The 17,823-nt window shown below is 39.7% G+C and carries 18 protein-coding genes and 1 pseudogene; 3 read left to right on the forward strand and 16 right to left on the reverse strand.

What is annotated here, in order from left to right; all coding sequences use genetic code 11:
• Positions 1-86 precede the first annotated feature (86 nt).
• Positions 87-710 carry a glutathione S-transferase N-terminal domain-containing protein gene (locus H0S58_RS11305; protein ID WP_193889908.1) on the reverse strand — a complete coding sequence of 208 codons (624 nt, stop codon included), beginning with the start codon at positions 708-710 and terminating at the stop codon, positions 87-89.
• 330 nt (positions 711-1,040) lie between these two features.
• On the opposite strand from H0S58_RS11305, the gene H0S58_RS11310 reads away from it, so the two are divergent.
• Together H0S58_RS11310 and H0S58_RS11315 are read left to right on the forward strand one after the other, a co-directional pair.
• Positions 1,041-1,499 (forward strand): Hsp20 family protein, encoded by a 459-nt coding sequence (locus H0S58_RS11310; protein WP_193889910.1) that lies wholly within the window; start codon positions 1,041-1,043, stop codon positions 1,497-1,499.
• A gap of 221 nt (positions 1,500-1,720) precedes the next feature.
• Positions 1,721-2,068 carry a hypothetical protein gene (locus H0S58_RS11315; RefSeq protein WP_413784421.1) on the forward strand — a complete coding sequence of 116 codons (348 nt, stop codon included), beginning with the start codon at positions 1,721-1,723 and terminating at the stop codon, positions 2,066-2,068.
• A 60-nt stretch (positions 2,069-2,128) separates the two neighbouring features.
• Here the strand turns inward: H0S58_RS11315 and infC are convergent, their stop codons facing one another.
• Together infC and thrS are read right to left on the reverse strand one after the other, a co-directional pair.
• Entirely contained in the window at positions 2,129-2,614 is a 486-nt protein-coding gene (gene infC / locus H0S58_RS11320) for a translation initiation factor IF-3 (protein WP_406741588.1), read from the reverse strand.
• Positions 2,615-2,685: 71 nt separating this feature from the next.
• On the reverse strand, positions 2,686-4,608 hold the full coding sequence (gene thrS / locus H0S58_RS11325; RefSeq protein WP_193889912.1) for a threonine--tRNA ligase: 1,923 nt from the start codon (positions 4,606-4,608) through the stop codon (positions 2,686-2,688).
• Positions 4,609-5,180: 572 nt separating this feature from the next.
• Here thrS and H0S58_RS11330 point away from each other — a divergent pair.
• Positions 5,181-6,821, forward strand: a complete 1,641-nt coding sequence (locus tag H0S58_RS11330) for an acyl-CoA synthetase (protein WP_195726563.1) — start codon at positions 5,181-5,183, stop codon at positions 6,819-6,821.
• A gap of 132 nt (positions 6,822-6,953) precedes the next feature.
• On the opposite strand, the gene yjgA is transcribed toward H0S58_RS11330, so the two are convergent.
• From yjgA to H0S58_RS11395, 13 genes and pseudogenes are all read right to left on the reverse strand, one after another.
• On the reverse strand, positions 6,954-7,490 hold the full coding sequence (gene yjgA, locus H0S58_RS11335) for a ribosome biogenesis factor YjgA (protein ID WP_053578768.1): 537 nt from the start codon (positions 7,488-7,490) through the stop codon (positions 6,954-6,956).
• A gap of 2 nt (positions 7,491-7,492) precedes the next feature.
• Positions 7,493-7,762: an HPr family phosphocarrier protein gene (locus H0S58_RS11340; protein ID WP_053578769.1), complete on the reverse strand. Its 270-nt coding sequence runs from the start codon at positions 7,760-7,762 to the stop codon at positions 7,493-7,495.
• Positions 7,759-8,610, reverse strand: a complete 852-nt coding sequence (gene rapZ, locus H0S58_RS11345; protein ID WP_195726564.1) for an RNase adapter RapZ — start codon at positions 8,608-8,610, stop codon at positions 7,759-7,761. Before rapZ ends, H0S58_RS11340 begins: the two co-directional genes overlap by 4 nt.
• Positions 8,611-8,635: 25 nt before the next feature.
• A complete protein-coding gene (gene panC, locus H0S58_RS11350) occupies positions 8,636-9,481 on the reverse strand; it encodes a pantoate--beta-alanine ligase (RefSeq protein ID WP_195726565.1) in 846 nt (281 codons plus the stop codon).
• A gap of 1 nt (position 9,482) precedes the next feature.
• Positions 9,483-10,292, reverse strand: coding sequence for a 3-methyl-2-oxobutanoate hydroxymethyltransferase (gene panB, locus H0S58_RS11355; RefSeq protein ID WP_053578772.1), 810 nt, complete (start codon positions 10,290-10,292; stop codon positions 9,483-9,485).
• Positions 10,293-10,331: 39 nt separating this feature from the next.
• A complete protein-coding gene (folK, locus tag H0S58_RS11360; RefSeq protein ID WP_053578773.1) occupies positions 10,332-10,817 on the reverse strand; it encodes a 2-amino-4-hydroxy-6-hydroxymethyldihydropteridine diphosphokinase in 486 nt (161 codons plus the stop codon).
• Positions 10,814-12,277 (reverse strand): polynucleotide adenylyltransferase PcnB, encoded by a 1,464-nt coding sequence (gene pcnB, locus H0S58_RS11365; protein ID WP_053578774.1) that lies wholly within the window; start codon positions 12,275-12,277, stop codon positions 10,814-10,816. The genes folK and pcnB overlap by 4 nt, the downstream gene beginning before the upstream one ends.
• A gap of 161 nt (positions 12,278-12,438) precedes the next feature.
• Positions 12,439-12,846, reverse strand: a complete 408-nt coding sequence (locus tag H0S58_RS11370; RefSeq protein ID WP_053578775.1) for a ComEA family DNA-binding protein — start codon at positions 12,844-12,846, stop codon at positions 12,439-12,441.
• 12 nt (positions 12,847-12,858) lie between these two features.
• Positions 12,859-13,623, reverse strand: a pseudogene (mazG, locus tag H0S58_RS11375) (nucleoside triphosphate pyrophosphohydrolase).
• Between the two features lie 38 nt (positions 13,624-13,661).
• Positions 13,662-14,303 (reverse strand): 4'-phosphopantetheinyl transferase family protein, encoded by a 642-nt coding sequence (locus H0S58_RS11380; protein ID WP_195726566.1) that lies wholly within the window; start codon positions 14,301-14,303, stop codon positions 13,662-13,664.
• Between the two features lie 89 nt (positions 14,304-14,392).
• Entirely contained in the window at positions 14,393-15,802 is a 1,410-nt protein-coding gene (gene der, locus H0S58_RS11385) for a ribosome biogenesis GTPase Der (protein WP_193889923.1), read from the reverse strand.
• Between the two features lie 168 nt (positions 15,803-15,970).
• Positions 15,971-17,119 (reverse strand): outer membrane protein assembly factor BamB, encoded by a 1,149-nt coding sequence (gene bamB, locus H0S58_RS11390; protein WP_195727613.1) that lies wholly within the window; start codon positions 17,117-17,119, stop codon positions 15,971-15,973.
• Entirely contained in the window at positions 17,119-17,820 is a 702-nt protein-coding gene (locus tag H0S58_RS11395) for a YfgM family protein (RefSeq protein WP_053578780.1), read from the reverse strand. The genes bamB and H0S58_RS11395 overlap by 1 nt, the downstream gene beginning before the upstream one ends.
• Positions 17,821-17,823 lie beyond the last annotated feature (3 nt).

Raw genomic sequence — 17,823 nt, forward strand, 5'->3', positions numbered from 1 at the left:
GTGGTCTGTGCATCCAATAAAAAACCACCATTCAGGTGGTTTTTGTGATTATTATTTATTTTATCACAGTTCCAGATGATTCACTTTTAAGGAATCATTTGAATAGATAATGCTTTTTGAACAGCAGGTCTTGCGGTTAAGCGTTGAATATAGTCTTTTACATGTGGATAATCTTCTAATTCAATGTTCTGCCATTCGTAGCGTAATACCCAAGGCAAAATTGCCATATCTGCAATTGAATATTCACCAGCAACATATTTCTGCCCAATCAATTGTTTGTTTAGAACGCCATATAACCTTTTTGTTTCGTTGACATAGCGATCAATGGCATAAGGAATTTTTTCGGCTGCAAATTTCCCGAAATGATGATTTTGCCCTAGCATTGGCCCTAATCCACCCATTTGCCACATCAGCCATTGCTCAACTTCAACACGTTGCTGCTCATCGCTTGGGTAATACATCCCTGTTTTACGGCCTAAATATTGTAAAATTGCGCCCGATTCAAAGATTGAAATAGCCTCACCGCGCGGGCCTTCTTGATCAACAATGGCAGGAATTTTATTGTTTGGAGAAATCTTTAAAAAATCAGGTTGGAACTGATCATTTTCTAAAATATTAATTGGGAAAATTTGATAATCCAAGCCCATTTCTTCTAGTGCGATGGTAATTTTATGTCCATTGGGAGTGCCCCAATAATATAAATCAATCATTTTCTCTCTCTTTTACTGTTCTAGTCTTACTTTAAAATATGAAACAATACCCATCTTTATAGCATCTTTTAGCGCTTAAAAACTTAATCTTTGCTTAAACTTAATAAACACAATTAAGTTGCTTGATCTATTAATTTATCACCTATTATCCGATTAAGATTTTTCTCAATTTTTTAATTAAAATGCTTGAAAAGCTAAATTGCAGACCTATATTTATTCAAAGTAAAGCAAAAATCGCTTAAAGCTATAGCTTTACAGAGTGTTGATGCTCAGCATGACAGCCTTGAAATCTTATTTATAAAACTTTGCTAAACTCAGGAGGTTCTATCAATGAGTAATGTAAGTCTTACTCCACTATTTCGTCGCAGTATCGGTTTTGACCGTCTTAATGATCTATTTGATCATGCGATGCAAAGTGATACCCCTAATTATCCACCTTATAATATTGAAAAGACGGGTGACCATCACTACCGCATTGTGGTTGCTACCGCAGGCTTTGCCGAAGAAGAACTGATGATTAAGCTTGAAAATCAAGTACTCACCATTTTAGGTAAACCTGCGGAAGAAAGAACCGATAACACGATTGAATTTTTACATAAAGGAATTGTCCGTCGTTCATTCAAACTCTCGCTACGCCTAGATGAACATATTGAAGTACAGCATGCCGACTATGAAAATGGTTTATTAAAAATAGACTTAGAGCGCATTATTCCAGAAGAGAAATTGCCGAGAAAAATTCCAATTGGGAAAAGAATTGAACGCTTAAAGTCCACTACTGTCGATGCATAAACCTTATAAAAGACCTGCCTATGTGCAGGTCTTTTTCTATTTCTTCTAGTTTTAATTTAACAATCACCTCAAAAAAATAAAATGATATTTAGAAGCTTATATGAAATATACTACTCAAGCAGTACATAAAAAAATCATAAATATTTGCAAAGAAAAATAGGCAAAATATGCATTATTCAAAACCTGCCAATATGGGTCCAGCCACGATTTTTATCGCTTTTATGTGTTTCATCATTCTGATTGGTCTATTTCTTTTTGGCTGGTCACATTATAAAGTATGGAAACAAGGTATGGATGGTCAAGCGGCATTAGTAGAAGCTGAGCAATCCAAAATGATTCAAGTTCAGGTCGCTAAAGCAGAACTGGAAAGTGCCAAATTGCGTGCCGAAGCCATAAAATTAGTCGGTCAAGCCGCGAAAGATTATCCTGAATACCGTAAACAGGAATTTATTGGTGCCTTTGGTGAGGCATTACGTGATGGTCGTATTCAGCAAATTATTTATGTACCGACCGAAGCCAATATTCCAATTGTGGAAGCAGGTAAAAACAGTAGCCCTCTACAACAATAAGTAAAAAAGGCAGGCATAAAAAAGCACTGCCCATGCAGTGCTTTTTTATTCAATGAGTGCTTATTTTTTACGTTTTGGTCCAATGAGCATACCCATTTGACGACCTTCCATTTTTGGTGCCTGTTCAACAGTACCAAATTCAATTACGTCTGCTTCAACTTTTTGTAATTGAGCCAAACCTAATTGTTGGTGAGCCATTTCACGACCACGGAAGCGTAAGGTAATTTTTACCTTGTTGCCTTCTTCAAGGAAACGAAGAATAGCACGCAGCTTGATGTTGTAATCGCCAACATCTGTACCTGGACGCAACTTAATTTCTTTCACCTGAACTTGATGCTGTTTTTTCTTCGCATCTTTTTGCTTTTGCTTCAGATCAAACAAATGTTTATTAAAGTCCATGATTTTACAAACAGGTGGCTCTGCATTAGCAACGATCTCGACCAAATCAAGCTCTACTTCTTCTGCAGCACGCAACGCTTCAGCAAGTGAAACGATGCCTTTTTGTTCCCCATCTGCAGCAACGAGACGTACTTCTTTTGCACGGATCTCGTCATTTAATGCAGGACGATTGCTTTTAGCACCTTGTTGTTGGTTACGGTCAGGCTGTTTAATCTTTATTACTCCACAATATACCGGCCACGTTCGGCGACGGCTACTTTCACTAGGTCAACGAAGGCATCAATTGACATAGTACCTAAATTTTTTCCTGAGCGCGTACGAACATTCACTGTTCCTTCCTCAACTTCACGGTCTCCAAGAACCAATAAGTAAGGAATACGCTCTAAAGTACGTTCACGAATCTTAAAGCCGATTTTCTCATTTCTCAAGTCAGAAATGGTACGAATTCCATTTTCTTTAAGTTTCGCAACGACTAAATCACAAGCATCTGCTTGAGAATCAGTAATATTCATGACACAGGCTTGCGTTGGTGCAAGCCATGGTGGCATAAAGCCCGCATAGTGTTCAATAAGTATACCAATAAATCGCTCGAAACTGCCAAGTATTGCACGATGCAACATTACAGGTTGATCACGATCATTGTCTTCAGTTACGTAAGACGCGTCTAAACGCTCAGGTAAATTGAAATCACACTGAATTGTACCACATTGCCAAACACGGCCTAAACAGTCTTTCAATGAGAATTCAATTTTCGGACCGTAGAACGCACCTTCACCCGGTTGTAAGTCCCACTCTAATCCCGCAGTATCTAAAGCATCAGCCAGAGATTTTTCTGCCATGTCCCATAGTGCATCTTCACCGACGCGTTTCTCTGGGCGAGTAGACAGCTTCATTTGTACTTCTTCGAAACCGAAGTCTTTATATACATCTAAAGTCAGTTTAATAAAGTCAGCCACTTCTTGGCCAATTTGCTCTTTGGTACAGAAAATATGTGCATCATCTTGAGTAAAGCCACGAACACGCATAATGCCGTGCAATGAACCCGATGGTTCGTTACGGTGACACGAACCGAACTCGGCCAAACGAATTGGCAAATCACGGTATGATTTTAAACCTTGGTTGAACACTTGTACGTGACAAGGACAGTTCATCGGTTTAATGGCATAGTTACGGCTTTCTGAATGCGTCGTGAACATACCATCTGCATAATTTGCAGCATGGCCTGATTTTTCCCAAAGCGTGAAATCAACCACTTGTGGGGTACGAATTTCGAGGTAGCCATTATCTTGTTGTACTTTACGCATGTATTGTTCAAGCACTTGATAAATGGTCCAACCGTTCGGATGCCAGAACACCATACCTGGTGCTTCTTCTTGCATATGGAACAGGTCTAAGGCTTTACCAATTTTACGGTGATCGCGTTTTTCTGCTTCTTCAATACGTTTTACATAAGCCGCAAGCTGTTTCTTGTCTGCCCACGCTGTACCATAAATGCGTTGTAACTGTTCATTCTTCGCATCACCACGCCAGTAAGCACCTGACATTTTAGTGAGCTTGAATGATTTTAAGAATTTAGTGTTGGGAACGTGTGGACCACGACACATATCGACGTATTCTTGATGATAGTACAAGCCCATTTGGGTCTCGTCTGGCATATCATCAATTAAACGTAATTTATAATCTTCGCCACGTTGCGTGAATAATTCAATGACTTCGGCACGAGGTGTCATTTTTTTAATGACATCATAATCTTCATCGATCAGCTTTTTCATGCGTGCTTCGATGGCTGCGAAGTCATCTAAAGTAAATGGTTTTTCACTGAAGATATCGTAATAGAACCCTTCTTCAATCACTGGACCAATGACCATTTTTGCTTCTGGGAACAATTGCTTAACTGCATGACCCACCAAATGTGCGCATGAGTGACGAATAATTTCGACACCTTCGTCATCTTTTGGCGTAATAATTTGCAAACTTGCATCAGTGGTAATCAAGTCAGATGCATCGACTAAACGTCCATCCACTTTCCCTGCAACTGTATTTTTTGCAAGACCTGGGCCGATGCTCGTCGCAACTTCCATCACAGATACGGCGTGATCAAATTCTTTTTGATCGCCATTTGGCAAAGTGATAATTGGCATAAAAAATCCTTAAGGAGTGATGCCCCGTACCATAGGGCATATCACCGCGAGATTATGATCAAGGCGAGCCTCAAAAGATAAAAACGGTGGATAAATAAAATTTGCTGAGAATTTTACACTGTCATTCCCTTTTTATAAACCTTAGACAAAAGTTAATCGTAAATTAAATTGGTTTTTAATCTTAAAAATAAATACAAGGCTTCGTATTTTAAATACAAGGCGCTTTAATCTTTAAGTTTTTTATTAAAAATTCCCAATAAGAAGATCACAATATTGCTCCAATTTAAGCAATATCTTTGTACAACACTCTGCTTTTTATCGATCTGTTATAGATGTATGATTATTTTTTAAAACTGTTCTTTTGGCTTGTACTTTTCAAATAAACTATTTTTAAAAAGCAAATTTTAAAACCGAACAGTTCAACAGACCGAAATACTATAAAACAATTTTATTATTATTCAATGGTTTATAATTATTAAAAAATCACTCGACTAAAGCATAACTGCAAGACCGACAACAAGGGCATATCTTTTTAGCAGGATATGAAAATAAATATGGAATGGAGTTTCAACATGATGAGTGCATACGATGAATTACCGCGTACCCCCGCCAATTTTGTGGCACTGTCGCCTTTACGTTATTTAGATCGTGCCGCGTATATCTATCCTCATCAACATGCCATTATTCATGGTCAACGCCGAATTAGTTGGCAACAAACGTATCAGCGTTGCCGCCAATTTGCTTCAAAACTCCAAAAACTCGGTATTGGCAAAAATGATACCGTGTCTGTACTATTACCTAATGTCCCAGCGATGATTGAAGCACATTTTGCAGTGCCTATGGCCGGTGCTGTACTCAACACCTTAAATACGCGTTTAGATGCCAAAACGCTCGCCTTTATGCTTGAGCATGCTGAAACCAAAGTACTTTTGGTAGATCCAGAATTTGTAAGCCTTGCTACGGAAGCACTCGCTCTAGTTACACAGAATATTTATGTCATTGATGTGGCTGATGCGGAATATGAACATCCTTCAATCCCAATGGGTCAAATCGAATATGAAGAATGGCTGCTAGATGGTGATGTAAACTTTGAATGGCATTTACCACAAGATGAATGGGATGCAATCAGTCTCAGTTATACCTCTGGCACTACAGGCAATCCAAAAGGCGTGGTTTACCATCATCGTGGTGCTTATATCAATGCAGCTAGCAATATCATTGCCTGCGGCATGACCCCACGTGCCACTTACTTATGGACACTTCCCCTCTTCCATTGTAATGGCTGGTGCTTTGCTTGGACCATGGCGGCCAACGGTGGAACCAATGTTTGCCTAAGAAAAGTCGATGCTGAATTAATTTTCAAATTGATTGCTGAACATAAAGTCGATTATTTCTGTGGGGCTCCTATTGTACTCTCGATGCTCATTAATACACCTGAACAGAAAAAAACTGCTTTTGATCATCGTGTAGAAGTGATGGTGGCAGGTGCAGCACCTCCTGCTGCTATTATTGAGGGCATGCGTCATATCGGTATCAATGTGACTCATGTTTATGGTTTAACCGAAACCTATGGACCTTCTGCCTTATGCGCCTCACAAGCAGGTTGGAGCGACCTTTCGATTCAAGAACAAGCCAAACTCCATTCACGACAAGGTGTGCCATATCCATTACAAGATGGTATGAAAGTGCTTGATCCTGAAACCATGCAAGAAGTACCACATGATGGTGAAACCATGGGGGAAATTATGTTCCGTGGCAATATTGTCATGAAAGGCTACTTAAAGAACCCTGAAGCAACTACAGAAGCTTTTGCTGGTGGCTGGTTCCATACAGGCGATTTAGCTGTTTGCCAACCTGATGGCTATGCAAAAATTACCGATCGCTCAAAGGATGTCATTATTTCAGGAGGAGAGAACATTTCATCACTTGAAGTCGAAGAAGTACTTTATCAACACCCTGCCGTACTCACTGCCGCAGTGGTGGCAAAACCTGACCCACGTTGGCAAGAAGTACCATGCGCTTTTATTGAACTCAAAGAAGGTAAAACTGCCACGCCTGAAGAATTGATTGAATTCTGCAAACAACATTTAGCACGTTTTAAAGTGCCAAAAGATGTAATGATTACTGAAATTCCTAAAACATCTACAGGGAAGTTGCAGAAATTTATCTTACGTGATTGGGCTAAAAAACGTGCAAACAGTGAAGTAATTTAAAAGCCTCAGCCTAAATTTTCTAGAATAGAATATAAAAGTGCGCATGTAAAAAACGGCTTAAAATAAGCCGTTTTTTACTGTTCAATTCATTCTATGAAAAGCTTTATAGCAAAACTGTGGTCTTGAGATTCATCAGTTATCTGAAATTAATGCCACTTGCTGAATATAGTTAAATAATTTCAACTTAGAGGCAGCGACCTGCTCTTCAGGTAATTCCTTAGTAATATCACGTTGAATACGCAAAATATGCTGACGAATCGGATGATGTTCAGCCGCATTATGCGCTTTCATAAATTCTTTAATGGCAGGGTCACCTTGAGCAATCATACGATCGACCCAACGCTGTAATTGTGCGGTTTTTTTCGCACCCTGTTGCGGTGTCAAATAAGACAAAATTACGGCTTCATCTTCATTACGCAATAACTTACCAATCCGTAAAAATTGGCGACGACGCGCTTCATGTGAAGTTATGGTACGTACATCTAATAATGCATCAATCAAACGCTCTTCCACAGGAAGTTTTTGAATCTGTTTAAGACTCAATTCTGACAATTGCTCACCCAAAGCAGCCATACGCTGAACTGCTTTCTTTTGTTCGGTTTTGCTTGCACGCCCTTCTAAAGTTTCAAAGTCATCTTCAGTAAAACGCTGTTGCGGTCGACGTGCCACGATTAATCTGCCTCGTAAAATTTTGCTGCGAATAGTGCATGAATTTCAGATAAAGCTTGTTCTTCATCTGTACCATCTAGGACTAAACGTAAAGTTGTGCCTTTGCCTGCACCAAGCATCAGCAAAGACATAATATTTTTTGCATCCACTAATTTGTCACCTTTCCCAATTTGAATCGATGAACGAAATTTGGTGGTCACTTCAATTAGCTTTCCAGATGCACGCGCATGTAAACCTAGTTTATTAATTACGTCAACAGTTGTGTCAATCATGACCAGTGCTTCATTTCTCTATGTAAGACCTGAATAGACCAATTTTCCTCAAGGGCTTTTTTGAGTCTATCCACCATATATACTGAACGATGCTGCCCTCCCGTACATCCAATCGACACCGTCATATAATGACGATGACCTTCTGAAAAGGCAGGCAGCCACTTATCTAAAAAACAATAAATATCTTGAAACATCTCATTGGTCTGTTCACTTTGCAGCAAAAATTGTTGCACAGGTAAATCTAAACCTGAATATTTCCGCAATTCCAAATCCCAATGAGGATTGGGCAGATGACGGACATCGAATACATAATCTGCATCCAATGGAATACCGTGTTTATAACCAAAAGATTGCAAAATTAAAATTAATTTATCGGACTGTCCAAGTTTAGACAATAAAGTATGTTTTAGATCATGCACACTTTTATCTGTAGTATCAATATGGACTGTGGAACGTAATTGTATCGGAAGCAATAAGGTTTTTTCTTCTTGAATACATTGATTTAAACTTTTGAAACGACCAGCCAAAGGATGTGGTCGACGTGATGCACTAAATCGAGAAATCAATTCCTGATCTTGTGTAGTCAAATAAATAATATCGACTGAACCATATTTTTGCAGTTGCTCAAAAACAAGATCAAATTCTTGTAAATCTGCTCGTGTGCTGCGTACATCAACACCTAACGCGAGTTGTTCAAGATTATTTTCTCGATCAAGTTTTTCAACTATTTCAGGCAGTAATGCCAAAGGTAGATTATCAATACAGTAATAACCCAAATCCTCAAGCACCTGCAAAGCAGATGACTTTCCTGATCCAGATTGTCCTGTAACGATTAAAATACGCTTCATGGCAAGGCTGTCCTTAATAACTTATCTATGCAGTATATTTGACTTGCAGGTTATCAATCAGACGGGTGGTGCCGAGTTTAGCAGCAACAAATAACACCACATCCTGATTAAATACTTCAATTTTGTCTAAATCTAATGTGCGCGCTTCCACATAATCCACAATAAAACCTGCTTGTGTCAATGTTTGCTTAATATTTTCTAACACTTCAGCTAAGTTAACAGCCTGCTTCAGTTGTTGTTCAGCCTCTTTTAAACTCTGAAATATGATCGGTGCAGTTTTACGCTGTTCTTCAGTTAGATAGCCGTTGCGCGAACTGAGTGCCAAGCCATCTGTCGCACGCGTAATCGGTACGCCAATCACTTCTAAAGGAATATTCAAATCACGAACAAACTGACGAATAACCGCCAATTGCTGATAATCTTTTTGTCCAAAAAATGCAAAATTGGGTTGTACCATATTGAACAGTTTAGTGACCACGACGGCAACACCATCAAAGTGACCATGACGCTGTAAACCACACAAATCATTGGTAATATCAGACACGCTAATATTGGTTAGACGTGGTTTATGACCATACATTTGTTCAACACTTGGTGCAAAAACGATATCGCAGCCCACTTCGGCCAATAAATGGCTATCGTGCTCTAAAGTACGTGGATAATTTTCAAAATCTTCATTGGGGCCAAACTGAATGGGATTAACAAAAATACTCACCACCACCACATCGCATAAACGACGTGCTTCGCGTACCAAATTCAAATGACCTTCGTGTAAATTACCCATGGTCGGTACAAAACCAATAATTTTACGCGACGATCGAGCTGGGCTCAGTGAAGCGGTCAAGCCTTGGATGGTAGTTTCTGTTTTCATGTTACAGCTCGACTTGAAAAGTATGTTCTTTGGCAGGAAATGAAGCGTCTTGAACTGCAGCATGATACGCTTTAAACGCATCTAAAATAGCCGTTTCCCCTGACTGTTCTTTCATAAAATTACGGACAAATTTAGCCACACGACCAAACGTTAAACCGAGCATATCTTGTACAACCAATACTTGGCCATCTGTATCTACACCTGCACCAATCCCAATGACAGGAATATGCGGGAATAATTCAGTAATTTCTTTACCCAATTGGGCTGGTACACATTCAAGTAGCAATAATGCCGCACCTGCTTCCACTACAGCTTTACAGTCTGCAATTAATTGATCCGCAGCCTCACGGGTACGGGCTTGCAATTTATAACCACCAAAAACATGTACAGATTGTGGTGTTAGACCCAAATGAACACACACGGGTATACCATTACGCGTGAATACCGTTACTGTTTCACTCAGCCATGCACCACCTTCAATTTTGACCATCTGTGCACCGGCTTGCATCACGGTTTTAGCACTCACTAAAGCATCATTAAGCGTGGCATAACTCATGAAAGGTAAATCAGTCATAATGAATGCATGCTGATTACCACGACGTACAGCTGCTGTATGGTATGCCATATCTTCGACCGTAACAGGCAGGGTTGAATCACGACCTTGAATCGCCATCCCTAAAGAGTCACCAATTAAAATACTATCGATTTCTGCTATTTCCATAGCTTTTGCCATACTAGCATCGTAGCAAGTCAGACAGGAAAATTTTCGCCCATCTGTTTTAAATTGTTTTAAATTACTGAGACTAATCATCAAGATGTTCCTCTATCTTGTTCCAAGAACATGCCTAAATTAAATATTCGCCCACGATTCATCATCCAAAAGTGAAACGGTCGGATGTTGTATGACAGACAAATCTTTTAATTGTTGTGTTTTAACTTGCATATTTACATCTAAATCGAGCAAAGGAATAACCACAAAATCTCGTTCTAGTAGTCCAACATGCGGAACGCTTAAACGTTCATTCTGAATATTTTCTTGGCCATACAGCAGCAAGTCCAAATCCAGCGTCCGCTCACCCCAACGTCGTAAACGAACTCGACCTGATTCTTGCTCAAAATACTGTAATTGATCCAACAATGCGAGCGCGGTTAAATCAGTTTCCAGTCGAACCACTGCATTTAAATAATGCGGTTGGTCTTGCGGCCCCATCGGTGGACTTTGATATAGTTTTGAAACCTGAACAGCACCCAGCATTGCTAGTTTTTGTACAGCTTCACGCAAAATCTGCCGTGAATCGCCTAAATTACTGCCTAAACCAATATACGTTATGGTCATTGGGTGGGCCCAAAGACCACATGACTTAAATCACGCTTAACCCGTTTACGTTTTAAAATCGGATGGTCATAAGCAATTGCTGAACCATCAGATGCTGAAACTGCTTTTTGAACTGGTTTTTCAGGTCTGCTTCTACTTTTACGATCACGACGATTGCGAGGTTCTGGCTCATTGACCAATGGTTCAATTTCAACTTGAGCCGCTCTAGCATCTACTGTTTCTTCTACCACCGCAGCTTTACGACGACTTTTTGCACGTTGACGGTTATATTGACTGATGGCACGTTCTTTTTCATCGGTGCTCATGAGCTGATACGTATCCCACCACATTCCCATCCCTTGGGTACTCGCATCACCAGATTTTTCGCGCAATAATAAAAAGTCAAAGCCAGCACGAAAACGCGCATGGTTTGCTAAGGCTTGAATTTGCTGCGGCTTAGGGCTGAGTAAACGGGTTTGCATTTCCCAAACTTCACGAATAAAAGTTTCAGCAAAGCGAGGAATAATCGTTCGTGTCGCCTGACGCTTTAATACATCCAAACCTGCTTGTGCACGGGCTTCAGCAGGAACAGTACCTTTACTCAAATAAAACTCACAACGTTCTAAAAAAGGTTTCCAAAGCAATACCGCATAGAAAAAGGCTGGATTAATCGTTTTGCCAATTTGAATACGTTGATCAGTATTGATTGCAGCACGTTCAATAAATGTGCTGATCTGAGGCGGAATTTCTGCAAATAACTGACTCCAAATATCAAAATCAATTAACATTGGCAGTACACGATTTAAATGACCCATCGTGAATAATTTTTGTGACTCATCATATAAACGATGAGGAGAAATATCACGTAATAACGGGGTCAATTTAGGCGTAAAAATTTCTAATATTTCAGGTGCAATACTAAAATTTAGTTTGGCTGCAAAGCGTAAAGTCCGTAACATTCGTACTGGATCTTCTTCAAAACGTAAAGTTGGGTCGCCCAACAAACGTAACGTTTTATTTTTAATATCATCGATGGCATGACAGAAATCAAGCACAATACCCGTGTGTGGTTGATAGTACATAGCATTGATCGAGAAATCACGACGAATAAAATCTTGTTCAATCGTGCCCCAATTATTATCGCGTAAAATCATACCAGAAGCTGAAGTGACCGCTTTTTTAGGCGGTGCACGAAAAGTGGCGACTTCTATCAATTCACGACCCGAATAAACATGGGCCAATTCAAAACGTCGTCCAATAATACGACAACGCCTTCCAAAAACGTCTTTAATCTGAGCAGGTGTTGCATTGGTGACGGCATCAAAATCTTTAGGATTCAGGCCTAGCATTAGGTCACGAACACCACCACCAACAATGTAGGCTTCAAAGCCTGCCTTGGTTAAAGCCTCGATAACATCTAATATGGAAGAAGGTAATTGAGCGGTTGATAAACCACATTTTGACGCGCGCAAAGTTTGCAAAAGACGCTGTCTCCTACGTCTGAACGTAAAATATCTAAGATGACGCTAATCATATATCTAACACCATCAAAGGGCAATTTGATTATCTCATTGCTGGATATTTTGTTGTGGGCGATGAAATGTATTTATCCACAATTATAAGCTCAGATTATAACGTTAAATTACAATCCTAAGCGCTGTTTATTTTTGGCAAATAATGCAGGCCCAATACCTTTTACCTGCTGCACATCCTCAATGGTTTTAAATTTTCCATTTTTTTGTCGGTAAGCAATAATAGCTTCTGCTTTCTTTAAACCTACCCCAGATAAAGTTTGCAACTGCTCTGCATTGGCTTGATTTAAACTGACTTTATTGCCCGTTACAGCAACTAAACTTGGTTTTGCTAAATAATAATTTTGAGATGTTGCTGTATTTGGACCTTTTAAACGTGCATCTTGAGCATCTTGATCCGCCTTCCATTTCAAATACTCTTGATCAAATTTTTGAGCATACCCATTTGAACCCAACAACAAGGAGATGAAAATCCCCATATATAAAAAATCACTGAGTATCTGTATTCTTTTTTGCATTGTAGATTAAACCTATTTTTTTAATTGTTGTTTTGCCTGTTCCCAAAGCTGATCCATTTCTTCTAATGTCATATTTTCCACAGTTTTGTGGTGTTGTAATGCCTGATCTTCAATGAAAGCAAAGCGTGTTTTAAATTTATGAATAGTGCTTAATAACGCCATTTCACTAGAAAGCCCCAGTTTACGTCCAACATTGATCAGTGAAAATAGACAATCTCCAAATTCATCAAAAATTTCGTCGGAATTTTGATTCTGCATGGCTTGTTGCAACTCGGACAACTCTTCATTCAGTTTGCCAAAAGCATCATTAACATTTGGAAAATCAAAACCAATTTTTGCCGCTTTTTTTTGGATTTCATGTGCTTGCTGAATGGCAGGCCCATGTTTTATCTCATCTAAGCGAGATTGTATTTTACCTTGCTTTTCTTGTTGTTTGATCTGCTGCCAAAGTACGGCAACATCATCTGAACTAAGCTGTAAAAATGCATCTGCCTGAAAAACATGTGGATGACGACGAATCATTTTTTGAGTAATCGCCTTCACGACATCATTAAAATCAAAGGCATTCTGCTCACTGTACATTTGCGACTGAAATACCACTTGCAGAAGTAAATCTCCTAGTTCATCGCGAATGTCTTCAATATTGCCTTGCCTTACGGCTGCTTCGACTTCATAGGCTTCTTCAATTGCATATTGAGTTAAACTTTATGGTGTTTGCTGCTGATCCCATGGACATTTTTCTCGTAACTCACGCATCACGGCCAATAATTGTTCCATAGTCTGACTCTCTCCGTTTTTTTGATGGTAAATCGCGATTATTTAAATATCTGAATTTTAGGAAAATTAAAACCTTTACAAGATGCTTCCGAACGCCAAGCCACTGTCAACATAACATCTCCTAAATTAAAATTTTGATAAGCAAAAGTTCCAATCATCGGATGACTACACATCCCGCCATTTTCAATAGGATGCACATTGGTTTGTAATTCATTTAGACTTAAACGCACACCCAATCCCGCAGCTTTCAATACAGATTCTTTCGTGGTCCAGACTTTAAACCAATATTCAGCATCTTGCTGCAACTCATTCCAGCACTGCAACTCTTTGGCATGAAAAGCATGTTTCGCCAACGCTTCGAATCGCACCTGACGATCTAAATCTTCTATATCCACTCCTAAATCAGGCATGTACCGACTACTGGCTAAAGCATAATTTTTTTGACTATGACTATGATTAAAATGAAATGCAGAAAAATGTGTTAAATACGGTTTGCCATATTCGGTGACAGAGAAAGCATCCTGCTGAATGTCAGTTTCTAATTGCTGCGCCAACAATTGATTACGATGCTGATAGATTTTTTGTTTTTGCAGTTGAATTTTCGCCCTACGATCAAGCCCATGAGATAAACCGACAATCTTCTCTAGCGTAGCTACATCCACTCGTATAACTTTGCTCACCTGCATCTCCGTCGTGACCCATTCCATTACATCTTAAAACAAAAAAGCCCCAAGTAAACTTCGGGCTTTTATCATTAATAGAGGATCACTTAGCTTTTGAATTTCTTTTCAGCTTTTTTAAACTTCTGCACATAACGGCGTTTACGTGCTGCAATACGCTCATCCATTTGTGTTTTGCGACCTTCAAATGGATTTTCAGAGGTTTTAAACTCAATTCGAACTGGTGTCCCTTCAAGCTTATAGACTTTACGGAATACGTTCTCAAGATAACGACGATAATCGGCAGGGGTTTTATCTACCTTATTACCATGCACGACAATTGTTGGTGGATTTTGTCCACCCATGTGCGCATAACGCATTTTAATACGACGACCGCTAATCATAGGTGGTTGATGTGCTTCAGTCGCATCATTCAAAATCTGTGTGATTTTGGCAGGTGAAACTTTTAAATGCGAAGAATCATAAGCACGATGGATCGAAGGATATAAATCACCGACTCCAGTACCATGTAAGGCAGAAATCAAATGTACTTTTGCCCATGGAATAAAGTCAAAACGACGATCGACGTCAAGCTTACATTGCTTGCGGTCGTACTCGGTCATGTTATCCCATTTATTGATTGCAATCACCATCGCACGACCCGCTTCTAAAGCATAGCCGATTAAATGCAAATCTTGTTCTACCACGCCTTCACGCGCATCAAGCACGACAACAATAACATGTGCATCTTTAATGGCTTGTAAAGTTTTAACAATCGAGAATTTCTCAATCATTTCATCCACTTTACCTTTCCGACGTACACCAGCCGTATCAATTAAAGTATATTTTTTCTCATTACGCTCATACGGAATATAAATCGAATCTCGCGTTGTGCCTGGCATGTCGTACACTACGACACGATCTTCACCCAACAAGCGGTTGACCAAAGTCGATTTACCTACATTTGGTCGACCAATCACTGCCAAACGTAAGCCCGTATTTTTGTCATGTTCTTCTTGGCTTTCATCTTCAGGAACATCAGACAATACTTCTTCAAGCATTTGAGCCACACCACGACCATGACTTGCAGCCACGTGTAGAGGTTCGCCAAAGCCCAGTTGATAAAACTCAACCACAGCGGCTTCTGCATGGACGCCATCTACTTTATTGGCCACCAAATAAACTTTTTTGCCCAAAGTACGAATTTCGCGAGCAATTTGCTCATCAGATGCCAGTAAGCCTGCACGTGCATCGACGACAAAAACAATAATATCAGCTTCATTGATGGCTGTTTTCGACTGTTCTGCCATATAAGCATCAATGCCTGCTTCACTTTCGCCAATACCACCAGTATCCACGACAATGAATGATTTATTTTGATAAACAGCATCACCATATTTACGGTCGCGAGTGAGTCCCGCAAAGTCAGCAACAAGTGCATCACGACTCTTGGTAATCTGATTAAACAACGTTGATTTTCCGACGTTCGGACGACCAATGAGCGCAATAACGGGTTTCATAGAATAACCTTTATTCAAAATCAGCCAGTGAGACTGGTCTGAACATCAGAAACAATGGAAGAATATAAAATATAAATAACTAAATAAAACACGGGGCATTGAAAATTTTCAAATACCCCGTGTTTAAAAAATACGGATTTGGACTAGTTTAACATAAGCCAATAAAAATTAACGGTTCTGCCAAACGCTTAATGCGCCCTTTCTCGTAGAAACATACAATTGTCCGTCAATCACACGCAAAGAACGTACTTCACCACTGGTTTTTGAACGCCCCACAAGCTGTCCAGACGTGGGATCAATTAAATGCAATACGCCATCTAAATCACCCACCACCAAGTCTTGTCCTAAAATAACAGGATTACTTAACTGACGATTCAGCAAACTTTCGTTTTGCCATAACTGCTCACCTGTAGTGAGTGCATAAGCGGTAATCTTACCGTCGGCTTGAGTTACATAAACAATATTATTCGATACTTCTGGACGCTGGATACTGCTGGCATCTTCACTCCACACTACTTGCTGTGAAGCTAAATCGGTAACCGTTACTTGGCCTTGGAAACTGGTGGTCACCAAAAACTGACCCGCAACCACTGGATCACCATCAATATCATTGAGACGTTGAATATCTGAACGTCCTTCGCTGACTGAAACACGGCGCTGCATACGCGGAATACCGCTTAATACATCAAGCGCGTAAACATAAGCATTGGATGAAGCAATTAAGACTGTACGTGAGTCAAGTGCAACCGGTGATGCCATACCTCGTAAACTAAATTGTACATTCGGCATGTTATAGGTCCAGACTTGCTGGCCTGTGGCGAGATCATGTGCATAGACCGTACCATCGTTGCTAACACTAATTACACGGCTTGACTGAATCAGTGAAGCCGATAGTAAAGCACCTGACAACTGCGCACTCCACTTTTGCTCACCTGTTGCTTGATCAAGCGCAAACAGTTGGCCTTTTTTATTCCCAACAATGACTATTCCTTCAGCAGCTTCTACGCCAGAACTTAGACCCTGTTTAGAAACTTTTGTTTCCCACAAACGCTGTTTACCTTTATAGGCAGTTACCTCACCTTTCGGATCAAGTGCGAAGATAACGCCATTATCTACATCTAAACGCAAACGTAACGGATCTTCTTCACTGGTTGAAGAAACACTTTGGGAAAATACAGGCACAAGGCTTTTTGCTTGAACTAATTTTGGTAATGGATTGGGTTTCACCTTTTCCACTTTCACTTTATTGGTTGAACAACCAACAAGTGCGAAAGTTAAAATGGTGAGTGCAAACGGTATTTTATATTTTCTATCCATCATGTTTTATCCACTTGTGTTTCTAAAATTGGGCGCTCAACTTCAGGATCATCAACTAAAACGCCAACACTTTCGAGTTTAATTTGTAAAATTTGACGCTCTTGCTTACGCTCAATCAATGTTTCCCAAGCGCTCATGTATGATTTTTTGGCATTTTCGATATCATTTTTTGCCACATATACGTCACCACGTGCTTCATCAGCCGTCGCTTTAAATGCAGGATCAGTCACTACTGCTAATGTTTTAATCGCATCATCATATTTTTTCTGGGCTAACTGCGTATATGCCAATCGTAAATTAACCACTTGAATCAGGCCAACATCATCCACTTTAGCATGTTGAACTTTTTTCAAAGCACGTTCAGCATGGGCATAATCAGCTTTATCGTAAGCTAATTTTGCCATCAGTAATTGGGTTTGAATCGCCTGCACTGAGTCTGGAGACTCTTTTACAATTTTATCCGCTGTTGAAGCAAGCGCATTAAATGCATTCTCATTTCCCTGCACACTTCTCGCTTCGTCCATTAACTGTTGAACTTTTGCAGTTTCCATTTGAGATTCAGCTAAATTTTTCTTCTGCCAGTATTCCCATCCAAAAAAGGCAATCAACGCAATTAAAATCCCACTGATCATGGCAGAACCATATTTCTTGGTGAAAGATTTCAAGTTATCAAATTGCTCGTCATCACTTAATGCATTCATGTG

The organism is Acinetobacter sp. TTH0-4 (genome assembly GCF_015602665.1).
Taxonomy (GTDB): domain Bacteria; phylum Pseudomonadota; class Gammaproteobacteria; order Pseudomonadales; family Moraxellaceae; genus Acinetobacter; species Acinetobacter albensis.

What these genes read in the sequence shown, in the direction of transcription:
- thrS (WP_193889912.1), bottom strand. Translation starts at nt 4,608, where the DNA reads ATGCCAATTATCACTTTGCCAAATGGCGATCAAAAAGAATTTGATCAC.
- H0S58_RS11330 (WP_195726563.1), top strand. Translation starts at nt 5,181, where the DNA reads ATGATGAGTGCATACGATGAATTACCGCGTACCCCCGCCAATTTTGTG.
- H0S58_RS11340 (WP_053578769.1), bottom strand. Translation starts at nt 7,762, where the DNA reads ATGATTGACACAACTGTTGACGTAATTAATAAACTAGGTTTACATGCG.
- folK (WP_053578773.1), bottom strand. Translation starts at nt 10,817, where the DNA reads ATGACCATAACGTATATTGGTTTAGGCAGTAATTTAGGCGATTCACGG.
- panC (WP_195726565.1), bottom strand. Translation starts at nt 9,481, where the DNA reads ATGAAAACAGAAACTACCATCCAAGGCTTGACCGCTTCACTGAGCCCA.
- der (WP_193889923.1), bottom strand. Translation starts at nt 15,802, where the DNA reads ATGAAACCCGTTATTGCGCTCATTGGTCGTCCGAACGTCGGAAAATCA.
- H0S58_RS11315 (WP_413784421.1), top strand. Translation starts at nt 1,721, where the DNA reads ATGTGTTTCATCATTCTGATTGGTCTATTTCTTTTTGGCTGGTCACAT.
- H0S58_RS11370 (WP_053578775.1), bottom strand. Translation starts at nt 12,846, where the DNA reads ATGCAAAAAAGAATACAGATACTCAGTGATTTTTTATATATGGGGATT.
- rapZ (WP_195726564.1), bottom strand. Translation starts at nt 8,610, where the DNA reads ATGAAGCGTATTTTAATCGTTACAGGACAATCTGGATCAGGAAAGTCA.
- H0S58_RS11305 (WP_193889908.1), bottom strand. Translation starts at nt 710, where the DNA reads ATGATTGATTTATATTATTGGGGCACTCCCAATGGACATAAAATTACC.
- H0S58_RS11310 (WP_193889910.1), top strand. Translation starts at nt 1,041, where the DNA reads ATGAGTAATGTAAGTCTTACTCCACTATTTCGTCGCAGTATCGGTTTT.
- H0S58_RS11395 (WP_053578780.1), bottom strand. Translation starts at nt 17,820, where the DNA reads ATGAATGCATTAAGTGATGACGAGCAATTTGATAACTTGAAATCTTTC.
- bamB (WP_195727613.1), bottom strand. Translation starts at nt 17,119, where the DNA reads ATGGATAGAAAATATAAAATACCGTTTGCACTCACCATTTTAACTTTC.
- panB (WP_053578772.1), bottom strand. Translation starts at nt 10,292, where the DNA reads ATGATTAGTCTCAGTAATTTAAAACAATTTAAAACAGATGGGCGAAAA.